13 protein-coding genes are annotated in these 19,971 nt (G+C 73.2%); 10 read left to right on the top strand and 3 right to left on the bottom strand.

What is annotated here, in order from left to right; all coding sequences use genetic code 11:
* Nucleotides 1-396 precede the first annotated feature (396 nt).
* The 8 genes from WME90_RS08735 (at nucleotide 397) to WME90_RS08770 (ending at nucleotide 11,189) form a co-directional block, all read left to right on the top strand.
* Nucleotides 397-924, top strand: coding sequence for a response regulator (locus tag WME90_RS08735; RefSeq protein WP_437280621.1), 528 nt, complete (start codon nucleotides 397-399; stop codon nucleotides 922-924).
* On the top strand, nucleotides 924-3,185 hold the full coding sequence (locus WME90_RS08740; protein ID WP_437280622.1) for a chemotaxis protein CheA: 2,262 nt from the start codon (nucleotides 924-926) through the stop codon (nucleotides 3,183-3,185). Before WME90_RS08735 ends, WME90_RS08740 begins: the two co-directional genes overlap by 1 nt.
* Nucleotides 3,178-3,714, top strand: a complete 537-nt coding sequence (locus tag WME90_RS08745) for a chemotaxis protein CheW (protein ID WP_012234230.1) — start codon at nucleotides 3,178-3,180, stop codon at nucleotides 3,712-3,714. Before WME90_RS08740 ends, WME90_RS08745 begins: the two co-directional genes overlap by 8 nt.
* A gap of 56 nt (nucleotides 3,715-3,770) precedes the next feature.
* Nucleotides 3,771-4,262, top strand: coding sequence for a chemotaxis protein CheW (locus WME90_RS08750; RefSeq protein WP_437280623.1), 492 nt, complete (start codon nucleotides 3,771-3,773; stop codon nucleotides 4,260-4,262).
* Nucleotides 4,259-6,370, top strand: coding sequence for a HEAT repeat domain-containing protein (locus tag WME90_RS08755; protein ID WP_437280624.1), 2,112 nt, complete (start codon nucleotides 4,259-4,261; stop codon nucleotides 6,368-6,370). The genes WME90_RS08750 and WME90_RS08755 overlap by 4 nt, the downstream gene beginning before the upstream one ends.
* The gene (locus tag WME90_RS08760; protein ID WP_437280625.1) at nucleotides 6,367-7,293 is read left to right on the top strand and encodes a CheR family methyltransferase; all 927 of its coding nucleotides are present in this window, start codon (nucleotides 6,367-6,369) and stop codon (nucleotides 7,291-7,293) included. The genes WME90_RS08755 and WME90_RS08760 overlap by 4 nt, the downstream gene beginning before the upstream one ends.
* Nucleotides 7,294-7,386: 93 nt before the next feature.
* Nucleotides 7,387-8,472 (top strand): chemotaxis-specific protein-glutamate methyltransferase CheB, encoded by a 1,086-nt coding sequence (gene cheB, locus WME90_RS08765; RefSeq protein ID WP_437280626.1) that lies wholly within the window; start codon nucleotides 7,387-7,389, stop codon nucleotides 8,470-8,472.
* A gap of 266 nt (nucleotides 8,473-8,738) precedes the next feature.
* Nucleotides 8,739-11,189: a transglycosylase SLT domain-containing protein gene (locus tag WME90_RS08770; RefSeq protein ID WP_437280627.1), complete on the top strand. Its 2,451-nt coding sequence runs from the start codon at nucleotides 8,739-8,741 to the stop codon at nucleotides 11,187-11,189.
* Between the two features lie 49 nt (nucleotides 11,190-11,238).
* On the opposite strand, the gene WME90_RS08775 is transcribed toward WME90_RS08770, so the two are convergent.
* Entirely contained in the window at nucleotides 11,239-11,604 is a 366-nt protein-coding gene (locus WME90_RS08775) for a cupin domain-containing protein (RefSeq protein WP_437280628.1), read from the bottom strand.
* 368 nt (nucleotides 11,605-11,972) lie between these two features.
* On the opposite strand from WME90_RS08775, the gene WME90_RS08780 reads away from it, so the two are divergent.
* Complete coding sequence (locus WME90_RS08780) at nucleotides 11,973-14,546, top strand: protein kinase domain-containing protein (RefSeq protein WP_437280629.1); 2,574 nt, start codon at nucleotides 11,973-11,975, stop codon at nucleotides 14,544-14,546.
* Nucleotides 14,547-14,773: 227 nt separating this feature from the next.
* Nucleotides 14,774-16,858 carry a protein kinase domain-containing protein gene (locus WME90_RS08785; protein ID WP_437280630.1) on the top strand — a complete coding sequence of 695 codons (2,085 nt, stop codon included), beginning with the start codon at nucleotides 14,774-14,776 and terminating at the stop codon, nucleotides 16,856-16,858.
* Between the two features lie 216 nt (nucleotides 16,859-17,074).
* On the opposite strand, the gene WME90_RS08790 is transcribed toward WME90_RS08785, so the two are convergent.
* Both WME90_RS08790 and WME90_RS08795 read right to left on the bottom strand, forming a co-directional pair.
* Complete coding sequence (locus WME90_RS08790; protein WP_437280631.1) at nucleotides 17,075-18,787, bottom strand: hypothetical protein; 1,713 nt, start codon at nucleotides 18,785-18,787, stop codon at nucleotides 17,075-17,077.
* A gap of 12 nt (nucleotides 18,788-18,799) precedes the next feature.
* A complete protein-coding gene (locus WME90_RS08795; protein ID WP_437280632.1) occupies nucleotides 18,800-19,897 on the bottom strand; it encodes a PEGA domain-containing protein in 1,098 nt (365 codons plus the stop codon).
* Nucleotides 19,898-19,971: the final 74 nt, after the last annotated feature.

Raw genomic sequence — 19,971 nt, forward strand, 5'->3', positions numbered from 1 at the left:
CGCGCGATTAGCGCGCATCGGACGCCGCCATGTCAATTCGGAGCCGCAGGCGGCCCCTCCCCGGCGGCCGCCCCGCCGGGCGGGCACGGCCGCACGTCCACGCCGGCAGGGAAGGGCGGCACCCCATACCCCCGAGGCGCCGGCCGCGCCGCGCGCGGCGGCCCCGCCCCCGGCAGCGCCGCGCGCGGCCTGGCCAGACGCGCCGGCCGCGCGGCCTGGCCAGACGCGCCGCCCGCGCGGCCGCCTCGCCGATCGTGCAGGGAGGTGCTCGCGCTGGTTTACTCCGGGAGGGAGACCGCCGTACATAGGCCCGCGCGCCGCGAAGACCGCGCGCGTCGCCCCCGGGCGCTCAGCGAGTTGCTCTTCCCCGGCCGATTTCCGTTACCCTGTCGCCGCATGGCACGCATCCTGATCGTCGAGGACTCGCCGGCAATGCGAGCGTACATCCGCTCGACGCTGGAGGACCGCGTGCTGGGGCTCGCGGGCGACGTCGACATCGTCGAGGCCGTGAACGGCTTCGACGCGCTGCGGCTCCTGCCCCGCGGCGCGTTCGACCTCGTGATCACCGACATCAACATGCCCGACATCAACGGGCTCGAGGTCATCCGCTTCGTCCGGCAGAGCGATCGTTACCGGCACGTCGCCATCCTGATCATCTCCACGCAGGCGACCGAGCGCGACATCCAGCGCGGGCTGCGCCTCGGCGCCGATCGCTTCCTCCCGAAGCCGTTCACGCCCGAGGCCCTGCGCGACGCGGTGGTCGAGAGCCTCGACGCGCGGGCAGCGGCGCCGCAGGCCGGCGCCTCGCCCTCCGCTGACGGCGCCGCCGGCGTCGACGATCGCGCGGCCCCGGCGCCCGCGCGCGCGGAGGAGCCCGCGACCCGCACAAAGCAGCCCGGCTCCGGCGAGGGAGGCGGCGGCTGATGGTCGACAGCGGCGATCGGGCGCGCGAAGAGTTCTTCTCGGAAGCGCAGGAGATCGTCGAGGGGCTCGGGCGCGACCTCCTCGCGCTCGACGAGGCGGTGCGGACCAACAAGGTCGACCCCGACGTCATCAACGACGTCTTCCGCGCCGTGCACACCCTGAAGGGGCTCGCCGGGCTCTTCGGCGCGACCCGGATGGCCACCCTGTCGCACGAGCTCGAGGAGCTGCTCGACAACCTGCGCCTCGGGCGCATCGAGATCAGCGCGTCCGTGCTCGACCTCCTGTTCCGCAGCGTCGAGCTCTACGGGCGCATCCTCCAGAACGAGAAGGACGGGCGCGACGCGCCGATGCCCGAGGTCGACGACCTCCTGCGCCAGCTGCACCAGGACGCAGGCCCGAGCGCGGCCGGGCTCCCCGACGACAACTACGACCTCGATCCGGGGCTGCTCTCCGTGCTCACCGAGTACGAAGAGCACCGGCTGCGCACGAACATCGCGAGCGGGATGACCCTGTTCCGGCTCCGCGTGCAGTTCCACCTCGCCACGATCGATCAGGCCCTCGACGACCTGAAGATCACCGCGAAGCCGTACGGCGAGATCATCACCTACCTGCCGACCGGCGCGGGCGCGGACCAGGACTCGATCGAGCTCGACATCCTGATGGCCTCGCGCGCGCCGCTCGAGGAGCTCCAGCGCGCCCTGCACCAGGCCGGCGCCGCCGTCGAGGAGATCCCGCGGCGCAACAACAACGGCCACGGGCGGGTCGCGCCGCCCGGCATGCCGTCGATGTCCGCGGCGCTCCGCGGCGGCGCGCCGACGGGCGTGTCGCGGGCCGTCGACCTGACCGGCTCGATGGCGGCGAGCCCGCCGTCGAGCGGGCGCGGCAACCGCAAGGGAGAGCTCAGCTCCATCCGCTCCGTCGCGCAGACGGTGCGGGTCGACATCCACAAGCTCGACCGGCTGATGAACATCGTCGGCGAGCTCGCCCTCGTCCGCTCCGCGCTCGGCCGCCTCGTCGAGCGGCTCCGCGCGGCGCCCACCGAGCGCGAGCTCTCGATGGACCTCCACAGGCTCCAGCGCACGTTCGACCGGCACCTCGCCCAGATGCAGGCGGGCATCCTCGAGGTCCGGATGGTCCCGCTGGGGCAGGTCTTCGACAAGCTCGCCCGCGTCGTCCGCCAGATCAGCCGCGACGCCGACAAGCTCGTGAACCTCGTCATCACGGGCGCCGAGACCGAGGTCGACAAGCTCATCGTCGAGGAGCTCAGCGACCCGCTCATGCACATGATGCGCAACGCCATCGACCACGGCATCGAGTCGAAGAGCATGCGCGAGGCGGTGGGCAAGCCGGCGGTCGGCACGATCGCGCTGAACGCCTTCCAGAAGGGCAACCACGTCGTCATCGAGATCGAGGACGACGGCAAGGGCATCGACGTCGACAAGCTGCTCGACGCCGCCCTGCGCCGCGGCGTCATGACCCCGGAGGACGCGCGGACCACGAGCTACCGCGAGGTGCTGAACCTCATCTTCCAGCCGGGCATCTCGACGAAGACCGACGTCAGCGAGATCTCGGGGCGCGGCGTCGGGATGGACGTCGTGAAGACGAACATCAGCAAGCTCGGCGGCGTCATCGACGTGCACAGCGAGCCCGGCATCGGCACCAAGATGACGGTCACGCTGCCGATCACGCTCGCGATCATCAGCGCGCTGATCGTACGGGTCGCCGACAGGCTGTTCGCGATACCGCTCACCAACGTGCAGGAGGCGGTCGCGCTCGACGAGGCCACGGTGCGCCAGATCGACGGCCGCGAGATGATCACGCTGCGCAACAGCACGCTCCAGCTCTGCTACCTGGCGCGGCTCTTCGGCCTGAACGAGGAGGAGGAGCTCAGCGCGCGCATCGCCGGCCTGCTCGGCGGGGCGCGCGGCGGCTCGGCGGCGAGGGCCGCGGTGTCCGGCGGGCGCCGGGGCGACGGCGGCCGCGCGACGCTCGGGTTCCAGGGGGGCAGCAAGCGCAAGTACATCGTCGTGGCGTCGGTCGGCGCGCGCAGGCTGGGCCTCGTCGTGAGCACGCTCATCGGCCAGCAGGACGTCGTGATCAAGGCGCTCGGCCCGTCGCTCTCCTCGGTGCGCGGCTTCTCCGGCGCCACCGAGCTCGGCGATCAGCGCATCGCGCTCGTCCTCGACGCCCCGGCGCTCATCGAGGAGATCCTCCACGGCGGGGACCGGCAGCGCAACGATCCGCGGAGCACCCATGGCTAACCTCACCCGAAGGCCCGCCCGGATACCGGTCTCGAAGCGGAACTCGCGCGCGCAGGCGAGCGGCCCGCGCACCGAGTACCTCGCGTTCACGCTCGCGGGCGACACCTACGCCGCGCCCGTCTCGCTCGTGCGCGAGATCCTGAAGCCGCCGCCGCTCACCCCGGTGCCGCGCGCGCCGGACTCGACGATGGGCATCGTGAGCGTGCGCGGGCAGCTCGTCACCGTCATCGATCTGCGGCGGCGGATGCGGCTGCACGAGAGCGCCGCGCAGCGGCGGGCGCGCATCCTGCTCGTCGACGCGGCGAACGGCGAGACGCTCGGCCTCTTCGTCGACGAGGTCCAGCAGGTCTACCGGCTCGCCGACGCCGAGATCGAGCACGCCGCGACGGCGCTCGGGGGCGACGTGGCGGGCTACATCGCCGGCATCGCCCGGCCCATGCACGGGGCGAGCGCGTCGGATGGCACCCAGGGCGAGGCGCAGCCGCGCGTCATCATCCTGCTCGACCTGCAGGCCATACTCGCGTCCTAGAGGACGATTCGTCCGCGCCCGGGCGGCTCGCAGAGCCCGGTCGCTCGGAGGCTCAGATGCCGTTGACTGGAGAGCGCAGCCGTCCCGACCCGCAGAAGAGCCTCGTCGGCTTTGTGGTCGGCGACGTCCACTACGCGATCGACATCACGCGGGTCCGCGAAATCGTGAATCCGCTCGAGGTGACCACGCTGCCGCACACGCCCCCCGAGGTCTCCGGCGTCGCGAACCACCGCGGCGAGGTGGTGCCGGTCATCGAGCTCCGCGTGCGCTTCGGGCTGCCCCCGGTCGAGCCGAGCCGCAGCACCAAGTGGATCCTCGTCGACGTGGGGACGCACACGGTGGGGCTCGTCGTCGACGCGGTGACGGAGGTCTTCGGGACGAGCGGCGATTACAGGCCGACGCCGCCGGTGGGCGGCAGCAGCGATCTGCGCGGCATCACGGGGGTGACGACCCACGACGAGCGGATGATCTTCGTGCTCGACGTCGGGCGCTTCATCGAGCTAGCGCTCGCGCTCGCCGCGTCGGGCGCCCTCCTGGAGGCCCCGTGAGCCGCGCGTTCGACGATCTCGGCCCGATCGAGGGCCCGCGCGTGAGCGACGCGGGCTCCTTCCCGACCGAGCCGGAGTCCCTCTCGCCGAGCGTGCGGAGCACGCCGATGCCGATCGCGGCCATCGCCACGGCGCTCTCCGCGGACGACGCCGAGGAGCGGCGCCAGGCCGCCGCGCGGCTCGGCAGGGCCGACGCCGCCGAGGCGCTGCCGCTCCTGCTCCGCGCGCTCGGGGATCCCGACTGGCGCGTCCGCAAGGAGGCGACCTACGCCTGCCACCGGCTGATCCAGGCGGCGCCGGCCGTCGCACCGTCGCAGGGCGGCGAGGGGGAGCCGTCGCCCGGGGCCGACGCCGAGCGCGAGCGGCCCTCCGCCCCGCAGCTCCTCGTGACGGCGCTGCTCGACGCCCTGCAGAAGAGCGACGACGTCGGCCTCAGGAACGCGGCCATCGAGGTGCTCGGCTACTGCGGCCGCGACGCCACCCCGGCGCTCGTCGGGGCGCTCGGCACGCTCGCGGGCGACGAGCGCAAGCTCGTCGTCGACGCGCTCGGCCGCACGCGCGACCCGGCGGCGCTCGACGCGCTCTACGGGGCGCTCGCCGAGCAGGACGACAACCTGCGCCAGAGCGCGATCGAGGCCATCGCCGGGATGGGGCTCATCGCGCGCGAGCGGGTGACGGACATCCTGTACGAGCGGCTCGGCGATCGGGATCGCTTCGTGCGGCTGACCGCGCTGAACGGGCTGAACGGGCTCGAGGCGCCGGTGCCGTGGCGGGTGCTGTCGCTGCTCCTCGACGACCCGATCCTCCGCCCGGCGGCGCTCGTCGCCGCGGCGCTCGCGGAGAGCCCGGAGGCGCCGCGGGCGCTCTGCGCGGCGCTCGCGACGGCGCGGGGCGGCGCGTTCGCGCAGCTCATCCGGGCGCTCGCGCGGCTCGCCGAGGGGCCGCTCGCGTCGCACGTCGTGGACGCGCTCCGGGCGGCCCCGCCGGAGGTGGGCCCCCGCCTCGTGCAGGCCGCCGCCGCCGCGCCGGGCGCGGGCGCCGCGGAGCCTCCGTCGTGGCGCGGCCTCGGCGCGGATCCGGTGAGCGGGCGCGCCCAGGCGCTCCTGCTCGCGGCGATGGCGCGCGCCCCGGGCGCGTCCGACGCCGCGGTGCAGGCCATGATCGAGCCCGCGCTCGTCGAGACGGCGCAGCGCGCGCTGGGGCTGCTCGGCGCCGAGGCGCTGCCCTCGGTGCTGGCGTACCTCGAGCGCCACATCGATCCCGACCCGGATCTCTGGGAGGGCCTCGACGACGCCACGGCCGCGCTCCTCGACGGCGCCGTGGCGATCGCGGAGCAGGGCGCGCGCGAGGCTGCGCTGGCGGACGAGCAGCCCGCCGCCCTCGCGACGATCACCGATCTGCTCGGCGCGGTGCGGCGGTCGGTCCGGAGCCCGTCGACGCTCGTGGCGACCAGCGCGCTCTACGGGCTCGCGAAGATCGGGGCCGCGGTCGACTTCCCGCTCGTCGTGTCGCAGACGCGCGCGATCTCGCTGCCGGTCGCGCGCGCGGCGGAGAGCGCGCTCGCGGGGCTCACGGAGCGCTACCCCGAGACGGCGCGCGAGCTCGCGCGCGGGCTCGCGCTCACGGAGGACACCCAGCTCGCGGCGGCGATCGTGATCGAGGCGCTCGGCGACGCGGAGCCGGAGGAGATCGCGTTCCTCACGAGCGTCGCGTCGGCGGGCGACGTGCGCGCGCGCCGCGCGGCCGTGACCGCGATCGCGGCGGCGGCGGGCGTCTCGGCGCTCGACGTGCTGAGCCTCTCCCTGGCCGACGAGGAGCGTGAGGTCCGCCTGGCCGCGGCGCGCGCGCTGGGGCGCCTCTACGCGTCGCTCTCGGACCGCGCGAGCGACGAGCGGGCCCGCGCGCGCGAGCTGCTCGGGCTGGTGCGCGCGTCGGGGGAGCCCGAGCTCGTCGCGGCCGCCGCGCAGGGGGGCGCGCCGTTCCGCTCGGATCCTCCCTGGGGCGACGCGGCGGATCGGCTGAGCGCGCCTGTCGCGATCGACGGCGGCGAAGGCCCGGCGTCCCCCTCGGGGGTGTCCGGCGGGCCTCCGTCGGGGAAGGTGCTGTGAACCGGCGGCGGGACGACGAGATCCGCCTCTTGCCTGACGAGTTCCAGAGGCTGCGGGACCTGTTCAACAAGCACTGCGGGCTCCAGTTCGGGCCCGAGGCGCGCACGTCCATGGAGCGCCGGCTCCGCGAGCGGGTCGTCGAGCTCGGGCTCTCGTCGTTCGCGCAGTACCACGACTACCTGCGCTTCCACAGCCGCGGGCGCGCCGAGCTCGACGAGGCGCTCGAGCTCATCACGGTCAACGAGACGTATTTCTTCCGCGAGGACTACCAGCTGCGCGCCCTCATGACCGAGCTCGTGCCCATGATCGTCAAGGCGGGGGGCGCCAGGGGCCGGCTGTCCATCTGGAGCGCGGGCTGCTCCACGGGCGAGGAGGTCTACTCGATCGCGATCGCCGCGCGGGAGTCGGGCGCCACGGATCGCCGCGAGGTCCGCATCTTCGGCAGCGACATCTCGCGCCGCTGCGTGATCGCGGCGCGCAAGGGGGTGTACGGCGCCTCGGCGTTCCGCGCGACGCCGCCCGACCTCAAGCGGCGCTACTTCGTGGAGCGCCCGGACGGGTTCCACGTGGCGGACGAGCTGCGGGCGCTCTGCCAGTTCGGCCACCTGAACCTGCTCGACTCGTCGCGCGCGGCGGTGATCGGGCGCGTGGACGTCATCTTCTGCCGCAACGTCCTCATCTATCTGGACGAGGAGTCGCGGCGCCGCGTGATCGACATCTTCTACGAGCGCCTCTCGTCCGGCGGGTTCCTCCTGCTGGGCCACTCCGAGTCGCTCCTGAACGTCACGACCGCGTTCGAGCTCGTGCACCTCCGGGAGGATCTCGTGTACCGCAAGCCGGCCGCCACGCTGCGCCTGGGGATCTCGGATTTCTCGGCCGAGCGGGGCGGCCCGGAGCGCGGCGGCGGGGGGGAGGGCGGATGAGGCGCCGACGAAGTCGAGGCTGCGCAGGCGACGGTTGGTCCCACGGCGCGCCGGGTGGAGTAGAATGAACCTCCGGCGGAAGGTTTTGCGCTCATGACATTCGCTCCCCTGCGCGTGCTCGTCGTCGACGACTCCGCGTACAACCGGCGCAACATCGCCGAGATCTTGAGCGGAAGCGACGAGATCGAGGTCGTGGGCAAGGCCGGTGACGGCGACGACGCGCTCCGTCAGGCCGCGCAGCTCCGGCCGGACGCGATCACGCTCGATCTCGAGATGCCGCGCATGGACGGCTTCACCTTCCTCCGCATCCTGATGGCGAGGCAGCCGACGCCTGTCATCATCGTCTCGAGCTACAGCCACAAGGAGAACGTCTTCAAGGCGCTCGAGCTGGGCGCCGTCGACTTCGTGGCGAAGCCGGACCGGCAGTTCACGGCGGACGCGCAGATCCGGCGGGAGATCATCCAGAAGGTCCTGCTGGTGCGCTACCTCCGCCCCCGGTCGCCGATGCCGGCGGCGGCGCCGGCCCCGGCGCGGGCGGCGCAGCCTGCCTCACCGCGCGCGGTGCAGGAGTCGTCGCGGCTCGGCGTCTCGCTGCGCCACCTCGTGGCGGTCGGCTCGTCGACGGGCGGGCCCACGGCGCTCCTGGAGATCTTCAACCGGATCCCGGACCGTTTCCCCGGCGCGATCTTCATCGCGCAGCACATGCCCGACAAGTTCACCCGCACGTTCGCGGAGCGGCTCGATCGCAAGGGCGGGCTCCGCGTGGTCGAGGCGCAGAACGGCGAGCAGGTGGTGGCCCGCAAGGCGTATGTGTGCCCGGGGCGGATGTGTATGGAGATCGCGGTGACGCCGGGCAGCGGGGTCGGGCTGAGCGGGGATATCCGGATCCGGGTGGGGGCGCCTGCGCCCGGGGATCGGTACGTTCCGAGCGCGGACCGGCTGTTCCGGAGCGTGGCGCAGGTGGGCGGCAGCCGCGCGGTGGGCATCATCCTGACGGGGATGGGCGACGACGGGGTGAACGGCGCGCGGGCGATCCGCGCGGCCGGGGGCACGGTGGTGGCCGAGAGCGAGGACTCGGCGGTGGTCTACGGCATGCCCGGGGCCGCGGTGCGGGCCGGGGTCGTCAACGAGAGCCTGCCGTTCACCGCGGTCGGCGACTTTATCGCCCTGCTCTCCTAGGGTGGGCTGCCAAAGTTGACCCCTCGGGCGCATCGTGAGACAGGTCGGTCGCTGACATGCGGATCCGACGCGCCGCACGCAGGCTTGTATGTCTTGGCTGGCTGGCCGCCCTCTCGGGCGTCGCTTTCGACGGCCTTGCGGCGCCTCCTTCGGAGGTAGCGGCGCCGGCCGGTGCGGCGAAGGCCGAGCCGGCCAAGGCCGAGGCGGCGAAGGCCGAGCCGGTTAAGGCCGAGCCGGTTAAGGCCGAGCCAACAAAGGCTGAGCCGGTGAAAACGCAGCCAGCGAAGGCGGAGCCGGCGAAAGCGGAGCCGGCGAAGGCGGAGCCGGCGAAGGCGGAGCCGGCGAAGGTCGACGCGAAGAAGGATGGGCCGGCCGAGGGCAAGGCGGAGAAGCCGGCGCCGACCCGGGTGGCGGCCGTGTCTGGCGGGAAGGGCGGCGCGAAGAGCGCGGCCAAGACGCCCGCGAAGGCCGCGGCGCGATCGAAGGCGCCGAAGAAGGGCGCGGCGAAGATCGCGCGCAAGCCGGGGGAGCCCGGCGCGCCCGACGAGGCGGCGCGGCGGGTCATCGCGGGCACCGCGGCGCCGGCGGGGGCGAGCGTCAGCGAGTCGCCCGAGCTCCGCACGATGCGCGCGATCGACCTGGCGCTGTTTCCCGGCGCGGCACCGAGCGCCGGGCCCGCGTGGCCTGTCGACGGCTCGCTCCTGCTCGGCGCGGGCGAGCCGCGCCTCGAGGTCTCCGGCCTGCCGCCCTCGGGCCTGCCCGCCCCGCCGGCGGAGGCGGAGGAGACCCGCGACATCTCCTGGCTGCGCCAGCTCGATCTGCCCGACATCCCGGTCCGCTGGGACGGCCGGGTGGTCCGCTACCTCGAGTACTACAAGGACGACCCGCGCGGCCGCTCCGCCGTGGTCTCCTGGATCAAGAAGAGCGGCCGCTACGGCGCGGCCATCCGCCGCGTCCTCCGCGAGCAGGGGCTCCCGGAGGATCTGCTCTGGCTCTCGCTCGTCGAGAGCGGCTTCGACCCGACCATCCATTCCCCGGCCGGCGCGGCCGGCCTCTGGCAGTTCATGCCGGAGGGCGCGCGCATCTATGGCCTCACCGTCGACCGCTGGGTCGACGAGCGACTGGATCCAGAACGATCCACCCTGGCGGCGGCGCGGTACCTCTCGGATCTGCGGCGGCGCTTCGGCGGCTGGGAGCTCGCGTTCGCGGCGTACAACATGGGGTACGGGGGGCTGCTCGCGTCGATCCGGAAGTACAACACGAACGACTTCTGGGAGCTGTCGCGGCTCGAGGCGGGGATGCCGCTGGAGACGGCGCTCTATGTGCCGAAGATCCTCGCGATCGCGATCGTGGCGCGGAACCCGGCGGTGTTCGGCTGCGACGACGTCGAGCTCGATCCGGCGGTGACGTTCGACAAGATCTCGCTCGGCTCCGGCGTGTCGCTGCAGGCGGTGGCGGCGGCGGCGGGGGCGGGGGCGCCGGAGATCGAGGCGCTCAACCCGCAGCTCGTGGCGAAGCGCACGCCGCCGCTCTCGGTGGACGCGAAGGAGCAGGCGCGCTGGGAGGTCCGGGTGCCTGCGGGCGCGGGGGCGCGCGCGGCGAAGTCGATGCCGAGGCTCCTGGAGCGCGAGCCGAAGCTCGAGCGGTACCTTGTCCGCTGGGGCGAGTCGCTCGACGACATCGCGACGTTCCGGCGGACGACGCGGTGGACGCTGCAGACGTTGAACGGCTTGCGGTCAGGCGAGCCGGTGCGCCCCGGGACGCTCCTGTTCGTCCCGGCGGCGGAGGGCGTGGGCGCGGCGGCGGCGGAGCACCTGCTCGCGAGCGGCGCGCCGCTGTCGTCGGAGGGGAAGCCGGTCGTGGTGGTCCCGGCGCAGCGCTTCTCCTACGAGGGGCGCAAGCGGGTGTTCTATCGCGTGGTCGCGGGCGATGCGCTGCGGGATCTCGCGGCGGTGCTGTCGGTGACGCCCGACGAGATCTGCCGCTGGAACACGCTGGCGCCGGGGGCGTCGCTCCACGAGGGGATGACGCTCCAGCTGTTCGTCCCGAGGTCGCAGCGCAACGACGGCGTGTTCTTGCTCGACGAGGGCAACGCGCGCGTCCTGGAGGTCGGCTCGGAGGAGTTCTTCGCGCACTTCGAGGGGCTGAAGGGGCGGAAGCGCGTCGAGATCGCGGTGCGCGAGGGGGATTCGTTCAGCGAGATCGCGAGCCGGTACGGCCTGAGCGTCGGCAGCCTGGAGCGGATCAACCAGCGCTCGAGGCGGAGCGTGCTGATGCCCGGGGATCGGCTGGTGGTGTATGTGCCGACCTCGCGACCGGACGACCCGGCGCCGGTCGAGCCGCGCGAGGACGATGTCCGCGTGGCGTCGGCCTCGGTCGCGGGCGCGGTGGACGACGGCGACAAGGCGGCGGCCGAGCCGGTGAAGCCGGCGGTGCTGGTGACGCCCGTGGCGCCCGTCGAGGCGAGCGCGGGTGAGGCGAAGCCCGGCGGTGCCGGGACGGCGGACGCGGGCGACCAGGCCGGAGCGGCGCCGGAGGAGAAGAAGGCCGTCGAGGGCGAGAAGAAGGCCGTCGAGGGGGAGAAGAAGCCGGCGGCGGGCGGAGCGGACGACAAGAAGCCCGCGGAGCGTGGCGCGGCGGAGAAGCCGCCGGCAGGGCGCGCCAAGGGGGGGCAGGACAAGGAGAAGCCCGCGTCCGGCGATGGCGTCGCGCTCTGAGGTCCGGGCGAGCACGGCCCTCCAGGGGGCGAGACCCCCCGCGTCGTGATCAGGTCTTGCCAGAGGGCGTCGCTCTGGTCTCGTCTCGCGCGTGGACGCTGGCGGGCGGGCTCGTCGCTTCCACGGCGGTGAACGGTTCGATGATCTTGTAGGCGTGCGATGCCCCCTTGGGCACCGTCCAGGAGTCGCCCGGCTCGAGGCGCACCATTTGCCCCTCGATGAGCAGCTCCGCCCGCCCAGCGATGACGAACCCAACGGTCTCGTAATCGCGCGTGGTCGGCGGTTTGGTATCGCCTGGCGGCTCGCCTTCCCAGAGCCGCATCGAGACCTGGATTCCGGAGGCCAGGTATTTTTGTCCCATCTGACCTCTCGGAGAGCGGCCGGAGGAGACCTTCATGATGGTTGTGTCGCTCATGTGCGCCTCGCTTTCCTCCTCGAGTGATTCGTCGGGTTTGGCGACGAGCGTGGGGCGGCGATCGTGGGTTCGAGCCTGCCTGGAGCGAATCGGGTTTCTCCCTCATTCCTCGTCGGTTTTCGTCGTCGTTCGTGGTCGCAGGGGACGTATCGCGCCAAGGAGAACTGCTGTAAGATGCGGCGCACAGGAGGCTGTCCCGTGGACTTGGGGATCGGAGGCGACGTCGCGCGGGGGCAGGTGCATGGTGGATCGCGGGGCGCTGGGCGGTGGGGGCGTCGTGGGCGCGCCGCTGCTCGCCTCGCGGCGCTTGCCGCGGCCGCCCGTGTGCGCTCCGTGATGGCGGGGCGCGCCGCGCTGCCGGAAAGCCGATGATGTCCTCGTCGAAGAGCTCGACATTGCTCGCGTCCGGTGTGCTGATCGACAGGAAGTACCGGCTCCTGCGCCAGATCGGCGAGGGGGCGATGGGCGTGGTCTGGTCGGCGGTGAATGTGGCGACCGCCCGCGAGGTGGCGCTGAAGCTGATCCAGAGGCCGGAGACCGAGTTCCGGCTGCGGCTGCAGCGCGAGGCGCGCAACTGCGGTGCGCTGCGGCACCGGAACGTGATCGATCTCTACGACATGGGGGAGACCGAGGCCGGGGAGCCGTTCCTGGTGATGCAGCTGCTCACGGGCGAGACGGTGGCCGAGCTGCTCGCGCGGCGGCGTCGGCTCGACCCGCCCGTGGCGGCGGCGATCGGGCGCGACGTGGCGAGGGGGCTCGCGGCGGCGCACGCGCTGCACATCATCCACCGCGATCTGAAGCCGGCGAACATCTTCCTGCACCGCGAGCCGGACATGGACGAGCCGGTGGTGAAGGTGCTCGATTTCGGGGTCGCCAAGAACCTCTCGGTCAACGACGGCCTGCACACGGTGCAGGGCGGCGCGGTCGGGTCGCCGCTCTACATGAGCCCGGAGCAGGTGAGGGCCGAGCCGAACGTCGATCACCGGGCCGACATCTGGGCGCTCGGCGTTGTGCTGTTCGAGATGCTGACGGGCATGCGTCCGTTCCAGGGGGACGCGCAGGCGGTGTTCATGGGGATCTTGACGGGCGAGATCCCCACCGTGTCCAAGTACCTGAGGCGGGTGGACCAGGGGCTCGTCGACCTGATCGCGCGCTGCATGCGGAGGGATCGCGCGGAGCGGATCGGCTCTGCCGCGGAGGTCGCGGCGCTGCTCGATCGGTATGCAGAGCGGGGCGCGGGCTCGGGCAGGGACGCGGCGCTGCGGCAAGCGTCGTCGCCGGAGGGGCGGGGGTCGGTCCCGGACGAGGGCGTGGACGCCGGGTGGCAGGAGGCGCACGCAGGCACGGTGGCGCTTGCGGCGCAACCCGGGTCGGCGGTGCAACCTGGGTCGGCGGCGCAACCTGGGTCGGCGGCGCAACCTGGGTCGGCGGCGCAACCTGGGTCGGCGGTGCAACCTGGGTCGGCGGCGGTGCAACCTGGGTCGGCGGCGGTGCAACCTGGGTCGGCGGCGCAACCTGGGTCGGCGGCGATGCAACCTGGGTCGGCGGCGGTGCAACCTGGGTCGGCGGCGGCGCAACCTGGGTCGGCGGCGGCGCAACCTGGGTCGGCGGCGGTGCAACCTGGGTCGGTGGCGCAACCCGGGTCGGTGGCGCAACCCGGGTCCGTGGTGAACCGCTCAGGGAACGCCGAGGTGAGCGCGGGAGCACTGCCTTTAGCGCTGCTCGGCGGGGGGCCCCGGGCACCTATCCCGGTGCAGGAGTCGCCCGGATCGCGCAGGTCGTCATCTCTGGGTCCTGGGCAGGTGGCTACTGGGCCGGCGTCGGGAGTGAACCGGGTGGCGGCGGTGTTTGCAGCGCCGGAGCCGTTCCCGGCGAGCGCGGCACAGCTCGCCCCGGCACAGCTCGCCCCGGCACAGCTCGCCCCGGCACAGCTCGCCCCGGCACAGCTCGCCCCGGCGCAGCTCGCTCCGGCGCAGCTCGCTCCAGGGACGGCACCGAAGCAGGGCTCCTGGGCGATGACGGTGCGCATGACCTCGCCCGCGATGCCCGATGGAGGGGCGGGACCGGGTGGCCTCGGCCCCGCCGGCGCGCTGCCGTCCGGAGGCGTCGTCGCGTCGTCGAGCCGGAGCTCGGCTTCGGTCGCGAGGCTCGGCCTGGAATCTGCCGCGAGGCTCGGCCCGGAAGCGGGCGCGAGCGCCGCAGACCCGAGGCCCGCCGCGACCACGGCGACCGGGGGGCCACGGCAGGCGGGAAGCTCGTCCACGACCCCGCTCGTCTCGAACCACCCGGCGATCCACCAGGTCGCGGCGCACGCGGTCGAGGGCGCTCGGGAGCCGGCACTGCAAGGCGACGATTCGAAGCGCAAGAGGGCGGGCGCGGCGCTGGCGATCGCGGCCGCCGCCGTGTTGCTGATCCTCGTCGGGATGCTCGTGGCGCTCCGGTCGCGGGAGACGGCGCCTGCTGCTCCAGCGCCATCCGGGAGCGAGATCATGCCCGGGGACACCCCGGGAATGGCCGAGGCCTCGCCGCCGCAGGGCGATGGCGCTCGGCGGCAGGACACGGAGCTGCCGGAGGGCCCCTCGCGGGCGCCGTCGGGCTCCGCGGCGACCGCCGCGCCCGAGCCGCTGGCAGCGCCGAGCGCCGGTCCGACCAGCAGCGCCGGTGCGGCGCCGAGCGGTGGCGGTGGTGCGGAACCGGTGAACAGCGCCGGTGCAGCGGCGTCGGGCGGTGCTCCTGCAGCGCTGGGCGGCAGCGCCGGTGCGGCGTCGGGCGGCACGCCGGGGACCGCGAGCAGCGCGAAGCCGCGCACATCGCCGAGCGCGGCTGTTCCGTCTCTTCCGTCTGTTCCTGCGACGGCTCAGCCTGCCAGACCGCCATCGAATCCATGCGCTGGTCTCAAGTTCATGGAGAAGCAGCGATGCGAGGCGAAGCTCAAGAAATAGGCTCGATAGCCCCGCGCATCCGCTCACACATCATGTGGCGGTGCTCGCGGCGGTCGTCCTCCTGGGGATCGGCATTGCCGAGGGGGATCTCCTGTTGCGCGCCGGGGTGGAGGGGCCGGGGGCCGTCGGGGGAGCGTGCTACTTTGCCATGACTTCGCTTCGTTCTGCGGTACATAGCGAGACCTCGCGCGCCGCGGTGCTGTGCCTCGAACACCCCAGTTGACTCCATGTCCAAGTCGTTCACGCAGATCGCTGCTGGCCTCGTGATTGCCGAGAAGTACAAGCTGGTGCGGCGGCTGGGCGAGGGATCCATGGGTGTGGTGTGGGCGGCGCTCGACCTGTCCACGTCGCGCGAGGTGGCGCTGAAGCTGATTGACCGTCCGGATCCCGAGCTCCGGCTGCGTCTGCAGCGGGAGGGGCGGAACAGCGGGGCGTTGCGGCACGGCAACGTCATCGACATGTACGATATGGGGGAGACCGAGCTCGGCGAGCCTTTCCTCGTGATGCAGCTGCTCACGGGCGAGACGCTCGCGGAGCTGCTGCTGCGCAGGCGGCGGCTCGACGCGGACGTGGCGGCGGCGATCGGGCGCGACGTCGCGAGGGGGCTCGCGGCGGTGCACGCGCTGCACATCGTCCACCGCGACCTGAAGCCGGCGAACATCTTCCTGCACCGCGAGCCGCACATGGACGAGCCGGTGGTGAAGGTGCTCGATTTCGGGGTCGCCAAGAACCTCGCCGTGAACGACGGCATCCGCACGGCGACCGGGGGCGCGGTCGGGTCGCCGCTCTACATGAGCCCGGAGCAGGTGAGGGCCGAGCCGAACGTGGATCACCGCGCCGACATCTGGGCGCTCGGCGTGGTGCTGTTCGAGATGCTGACCGGCACCCGACCGTTCCAGGGCGACGCGAGGGCGGTGTTCACCGGGATCCTGACGGGGGAGATACCGAAGGTTTCCCGGTACTTGCGTCGGGTAGACCCGGGGCTCGTGGAGCTGGTGGCGCGGTGCATGGCGCGCGCCAGGGACGACCGGATCGGGTCGGCGGCGGAGGTGGCGGAGCTCCTCGACGGGTACACGGCCGCGGGGGCGAGGCGGGTCGTGGCGGCGGGCGCCGCTGTCGGGGGCGGGGGCGGCGGTGGGCCTGTGGTGTCGGCGGAGGTGCCGGGGGCGGGCGTGGCGCCGGCGGGGCCATTGCCGGTGCCGGGGGCGGGCGTGGCGCCGGCGGGGCCGCTGCCGGTGCCGGGGGCGGGCGTGGCGCCGGCGGGGCCGCTGCCGGTGCCGGGGGCGGGCGTGGCGCCGGCGGGGCCGTTGCCGGCGCACGGGGCGGGCGTGGTGCCGGCGGGGCCGTTGCCGGTGTCGGGGGCGGGGGCGGGCGTGGCGCCGGCGGGAGTGCTGCCAGCGCCGGGGGCGAGCGCCGGGCCGGAGCCGGTGTGGAACGCGGAGCTGACCCAGAGGCTCGAGCCCGAGGTCATGACGCGCGTGGACGCCGCGGTAGGCGCCTCGTTGGCATGGAATCAGGATGAGCCGGGCGGATCCCGGAGCTCGACGACTCCGCCGCGCGTGCCGGGGCCGGATGCGGCTCGGGGGGCAGCGCAGTCGTCGCCTTGGGCCGCGCGCGCGACACCGGCGCCGCCGGTGCCGGAGCTGCCGCGGCGCCGGCGGATGAATCGATTCCCTGCCGCGGTCCTGATCTTGGCGGCTGCGTTTGCGGTCGGCTTAATCGGAGCGGTGCTCTTTTTTGCTCTTCGCGGGCCCAGGGACGGTGAGGTGTCCGTGGGGGCTGACGCCTCGGTGAAGTCCGGGGAGGAGAGCGAGATCAGCGCCGTCAGATCGGCAGAGACGCCGCCTCTACCGGCGGCCACGGCGCTTCCGGCGGAGCCGGCGGCTGAGCCGAACAGGGGCGATGCGGACGCCGGTGAAGGCGCCGCGACCAGCGCGGCGGGCGCGGAGGCGGGCGCACCGACGTCCTCGATGGCGAACGAGCCGGCGGTGGCTGCGGCGTCGACGGCGACAGCGCTCCCGATGGCGGCCGCAGCAGCGACAGCGATTCCGACGGCGACGGCGCTCCCGACGGCGACGGCGCTCCCGGCGGCGACGGCGCTCCCGACGGCGACGGCGTCGTCACGGCTCGCCGTTGCCGCGCAGCCTGCGGCCAAGGCTCCGGTGAAGACCGCTGTGCCGCCTCCGCCGCCGCCTTCGCAGCAACCTGCGGTCAAGCGGACCAAAGTGGATCCCTGCGCGGGGAAGACGGGGTTCATGCGGACCAACTGCCTGCGGGAGCACGAGAGGAAGAGGGACCCTTACGCCCCTTGATCGGTGTCGGCCGCGTCGGCGTGGGTTCCGTGATTCCTGTCGTGCGGGAGCGATGGTGAGCCCCCGCTGGGCTGGCGGCAGGACCCGGGGTAGGGGGCATTATCTCGGAACGATCGATGCGTACGGGCTGCTTCCTGCCATGTTGCTCGCATCCGCGTCGGCGCAGTCGCGCAGCGTCGGTGGTGCGCGTCGTGACGGCAGGCGTATCGGGGCGGTCTAGTTGAAGGCGAGCGTGTCGGCCGCGATCCCGGTGTCGGCTTTGTGGCCGGTGTCGCCGTCGCCGCCGAGGCCAGCAGCGTCGAACTGGATGGCAACACCGCTCAGGGGCGGCGGGGTGCCGTGGAAGGCGATGCCGAGAGAATGGCCGCCTTGCCCGCCGCCGCCGTTGCCGCCGTTGCCGCCGCGCCCGCCGCGTCCGCCGTCGCAGGCGCCGTAGATTCCTTGGGTCTCGTCCAGATTCACCGTTCCGCCCTGACCGCCCGCGGCGCCCTCACCACCCAGCTGTCCGTCTCCGCCGTTGCCACCACGGCCGCCAGGGCCAGCTTTCAGGACGACCGCTTCGAAGGAAAGCGTGGCGTCGATGCTGATGAGCGCAATGCTGGCGCCGCCCGGGAGACCTCCACGGCCGCCCAGACCGCCGCAGCCGCCAGCGCCGCCGGATCCACCGCTCGCGCCGGCGCGGTCTTCGCTGCGGCCATCGATACAAAGATAACGTGTCGACTCCGACGATTCGCCTCGATCACCGCCGCCGCCGCCGCCGCCCTGTCCAGGAGCGCCACGGCTCCCAGAGGCGCCGGGGACCCCGGCATAGCCGGTCACGGAGATGCTACCAGGGCCCGCCGCGCTCGCACCGGGGGCAGCCGTGGGACGGCTCTTGCCCGGGCTGCCACTGGCGCAGCTGCCCGATGAGCCCCAGCCTCGGCCGCCATTTTTCTCATCGCCGCTCGCCGTGAGGAGGGGTAGGCCGTCGCCCCCGTCTTCTCCCGTCGCGGGCCGGCTCTCTCCGCCGAATCCACCGGTCGAATCGTCGGTCGGATCGTCGGGCGTGCCGCACCGATTTACCTCGGCGGCTCCGCCGGGGCTGGGGTTCCTATCCGTGCGGGTACATCCGTTGGTCCCGGACCGCCCCGAGGTGCCTGACATGGCCGGTACCGTGAACGGCGCTCCATCCGCGCCCGGCGCTCCACCTCCGGCCTCCAGCTCGCAGCGCACGAGCTGCACGGCCGCGCTGTGCGCGACGGCCGCGATCGACGAGGCCCCTGCGCCGTCGTGTTGCTGCGCGGTCGGCCTCGCCACGACGTGAAGGTCCTCGATCCGGACGGTCCCCGATTGCCCGCCCATGGTCAGCGGAATCATGCCTTCGTCCGCGGTCAACACCGTCTTGGCCGCCTCGCCGGCCCAGATCCAGCCGTTGTTGCAGTCGAGCCCGCCGTAGAGGGTGATGCCGCCCGGCACCTCGACGACCTCGCTGAACTCCTCACCGTCGCCGGCGCACGCATAGACGCGCCCGGTTTTGTTCTCCTGGGCCTGGTGGATGGCCTCCTGGAGCGAGAGGAACGGCTCCGCCTTCGTTCCTGTACCCGCGGAGCCGGCGCGGCTCGCCGACACGAACACGCCGCACGTGTCGTCCACCGCGCCGGTGCTGTCGCGAGGGACGCACGTCTCGTCCGGCGGGTCTGCGTCCGGCGGATCGGCGTCCGGCGGGTCTGCGTCCGGCGGATCGGCGTCCGGCGCTCCCGCGTCCGGCATCTCCACCGAGGGCCCGCCTGCAGCGCCGTCCGGGCAACCTTGATGCCGGTCCTCGCAGTTGCCTAATGGCGTATCGTAGACACAGCTCGCCGTCTGCGTCACGGCGACCACCGATGCCATGATCAGCGCCGAAGCCCCGTGCGCGGCGAGCCGCACCGCCCTCTTGGTCTGTCGGTTCATGGATCCCTCGACTCAGAAAACGCCGCCGGCGGCGATGCCCCCGCCGACTGGGCTCACCAACGGAATGACGCGCACATGCTGCGCCTCTGGCGCGCTCGATGGGCTGGCAATCCAGTAGCCGAGCGTCCCGAGCGCGGCGACTCCCCCGCCGACGAAGCTCCACAGCGCCAGGTTCCTGAACAGATCTCTGTCGTCGACCAGCGAGCTCAGCTTCTGGCAAGCCGTCACCGGATCTCCGGTGGTGAGGAACATGCAGTCCACATTGCCGCCTCGGACGGCGTGGATCGATTCCCACTGCCTCCTCACGGCGCTCTCCTTGCCGCTCGCGGCGAGCGTGAACACCACCCCCGCGATCACCCCGGCGCCGGCCGCCGAGCCGCCGGCCAAGAGCACCCCCGTGTTCGAGCGCCTCGCGTCGTCCTGCGGCGGAGGCGCCGGACGCGGCGGCGGCGCGCTCTGCGGCGGCCTCTCGAGCTCGAAGGCGCGCCGGAGCTCGCTCCCCGCCGCGACCTCCACGGCGGTCTCCTGCGGCGCATAGCCGTCATGCCGCACGGCCATCGTGTGCGGTCCCGGCTCCACGAACACCGGATCGAGGAGCGGCGTCTTCCCCACGACGGAGCCGTCCACCACCACCTCCGCTCCCGGGACGTCGGCGTGGACGATCACCGCGCCGACGTGCGCGCGCGCTTCCGCGTACGTCTCGGCGGCGGCGGCGCGCTCTTGCGGGGTCGCGGTCGCGTCCTTCGCGAGCTCGCGCACGTAGACGGCGAGGTGCTCGGCAGCGTCTCGGTAACGCTGTAGCCTCAGCTCGCACGTGCCGATTCCTCCGAGGATCGTGTAGTGCTCTTGCAGCGCCCACGCCGCGACGAACGACGCATAGGCGTCGGCCCACCGCTTCTTCTCCGACGCGGCCACGCCCTCGAGATAGAGCTTCCGCGCCTTGTCGCTCTTGGCCTCGCCGGGCGCTTGCTGGACGCCTGCCCGGGGCCCGGACTTCGGCTGCGCGCTGCTCCCCGTCGGAGCGCTGCCCTGCGGTTGCGCCGCGCTCGGCGAGGTGGACGCGATCAGGCCGAGGAAGCAGAAGAGCGGAGCAACCGGGGGGCGGCGCACGCCACCATCTTACCCGCGGTTCGAGTGCTCGCCGCGCTTTTTGACGGGCCGCGCCTTGCTACGGATCGTGGGGC

It is taken from the genome of Sorangium sp. So ce375, from assembly GCF_051473855.1.
GTDB lineage: Bacteria > Myxococcota_A > Polyangia > Polyangiales > Polyangiaceae > Sorangium.

Bases quoted from the DNA above. Each gene is read 5' to 3' on its own strand.
- WME90_RS08735 (WP_437280621.1), top strand. From the start codon at position 397: ATGGCACGCATCCTGATCGTCGAGGACTCGCCGGCAATGCGAGCGTAC.
- WME90_RS08740 (WP_437280622.1), top strand. From the start codon at position 924: ATGGTCGACAGCGGCGATCGGGCGCGCGAAGAGTTCTTCTCGGAAGCG.
- WME90_RS08745 (WP_012234230.1), top strand. From the start codon at position 3,178: ATGGCTAACCTCACCCGAAGGCCCGCCCGGATACCGGTCTCGAAGCGG.
- WME90_RS08750 (WP_437280623.1), top strand. From the start codon at position 3,771: ATGCCGTTGACTGGAGAGCGCAGCCGTCCCGACCCGCAGAAGAGCCTC.
- cheB (WP_437280626.1), top strand. From the start codon at position 7,387: ATGACATTCGCTCCCCTGCGCGTGCTCGTCGTCGACGACTCCGCGTAC.
- WME90_RS08775 (WP_437280628.1), bottom strand. From the start codon at position 11,604: ATGAGCGACACAACCATCATGAAGGTCTCCTCCGGCCGCTCTCCGAGA.
- WME90_RS08780 (WP_437280629.1), top strand. From the start codon at position 11,973: ATGATGTCCTCGTCGAAGAGCTCGACATTGCTCGCGTCCGGTGTGCTG.
- WME90_RS08785 (WP_437280630.1), top strand. From the start codon at position 14,774: ATGTCCAAGTCGTTCACGCAGATCGCTGCTGGCCTCGTGATTGCCGAG.
- WME90_RS08790 (WP_437280631.1), bottom strand. From the start codon at position 18,787: ATGAACCGACAGACCAAGAGGGCGGTGCGGCTCGCCGCGCACGGGGCT.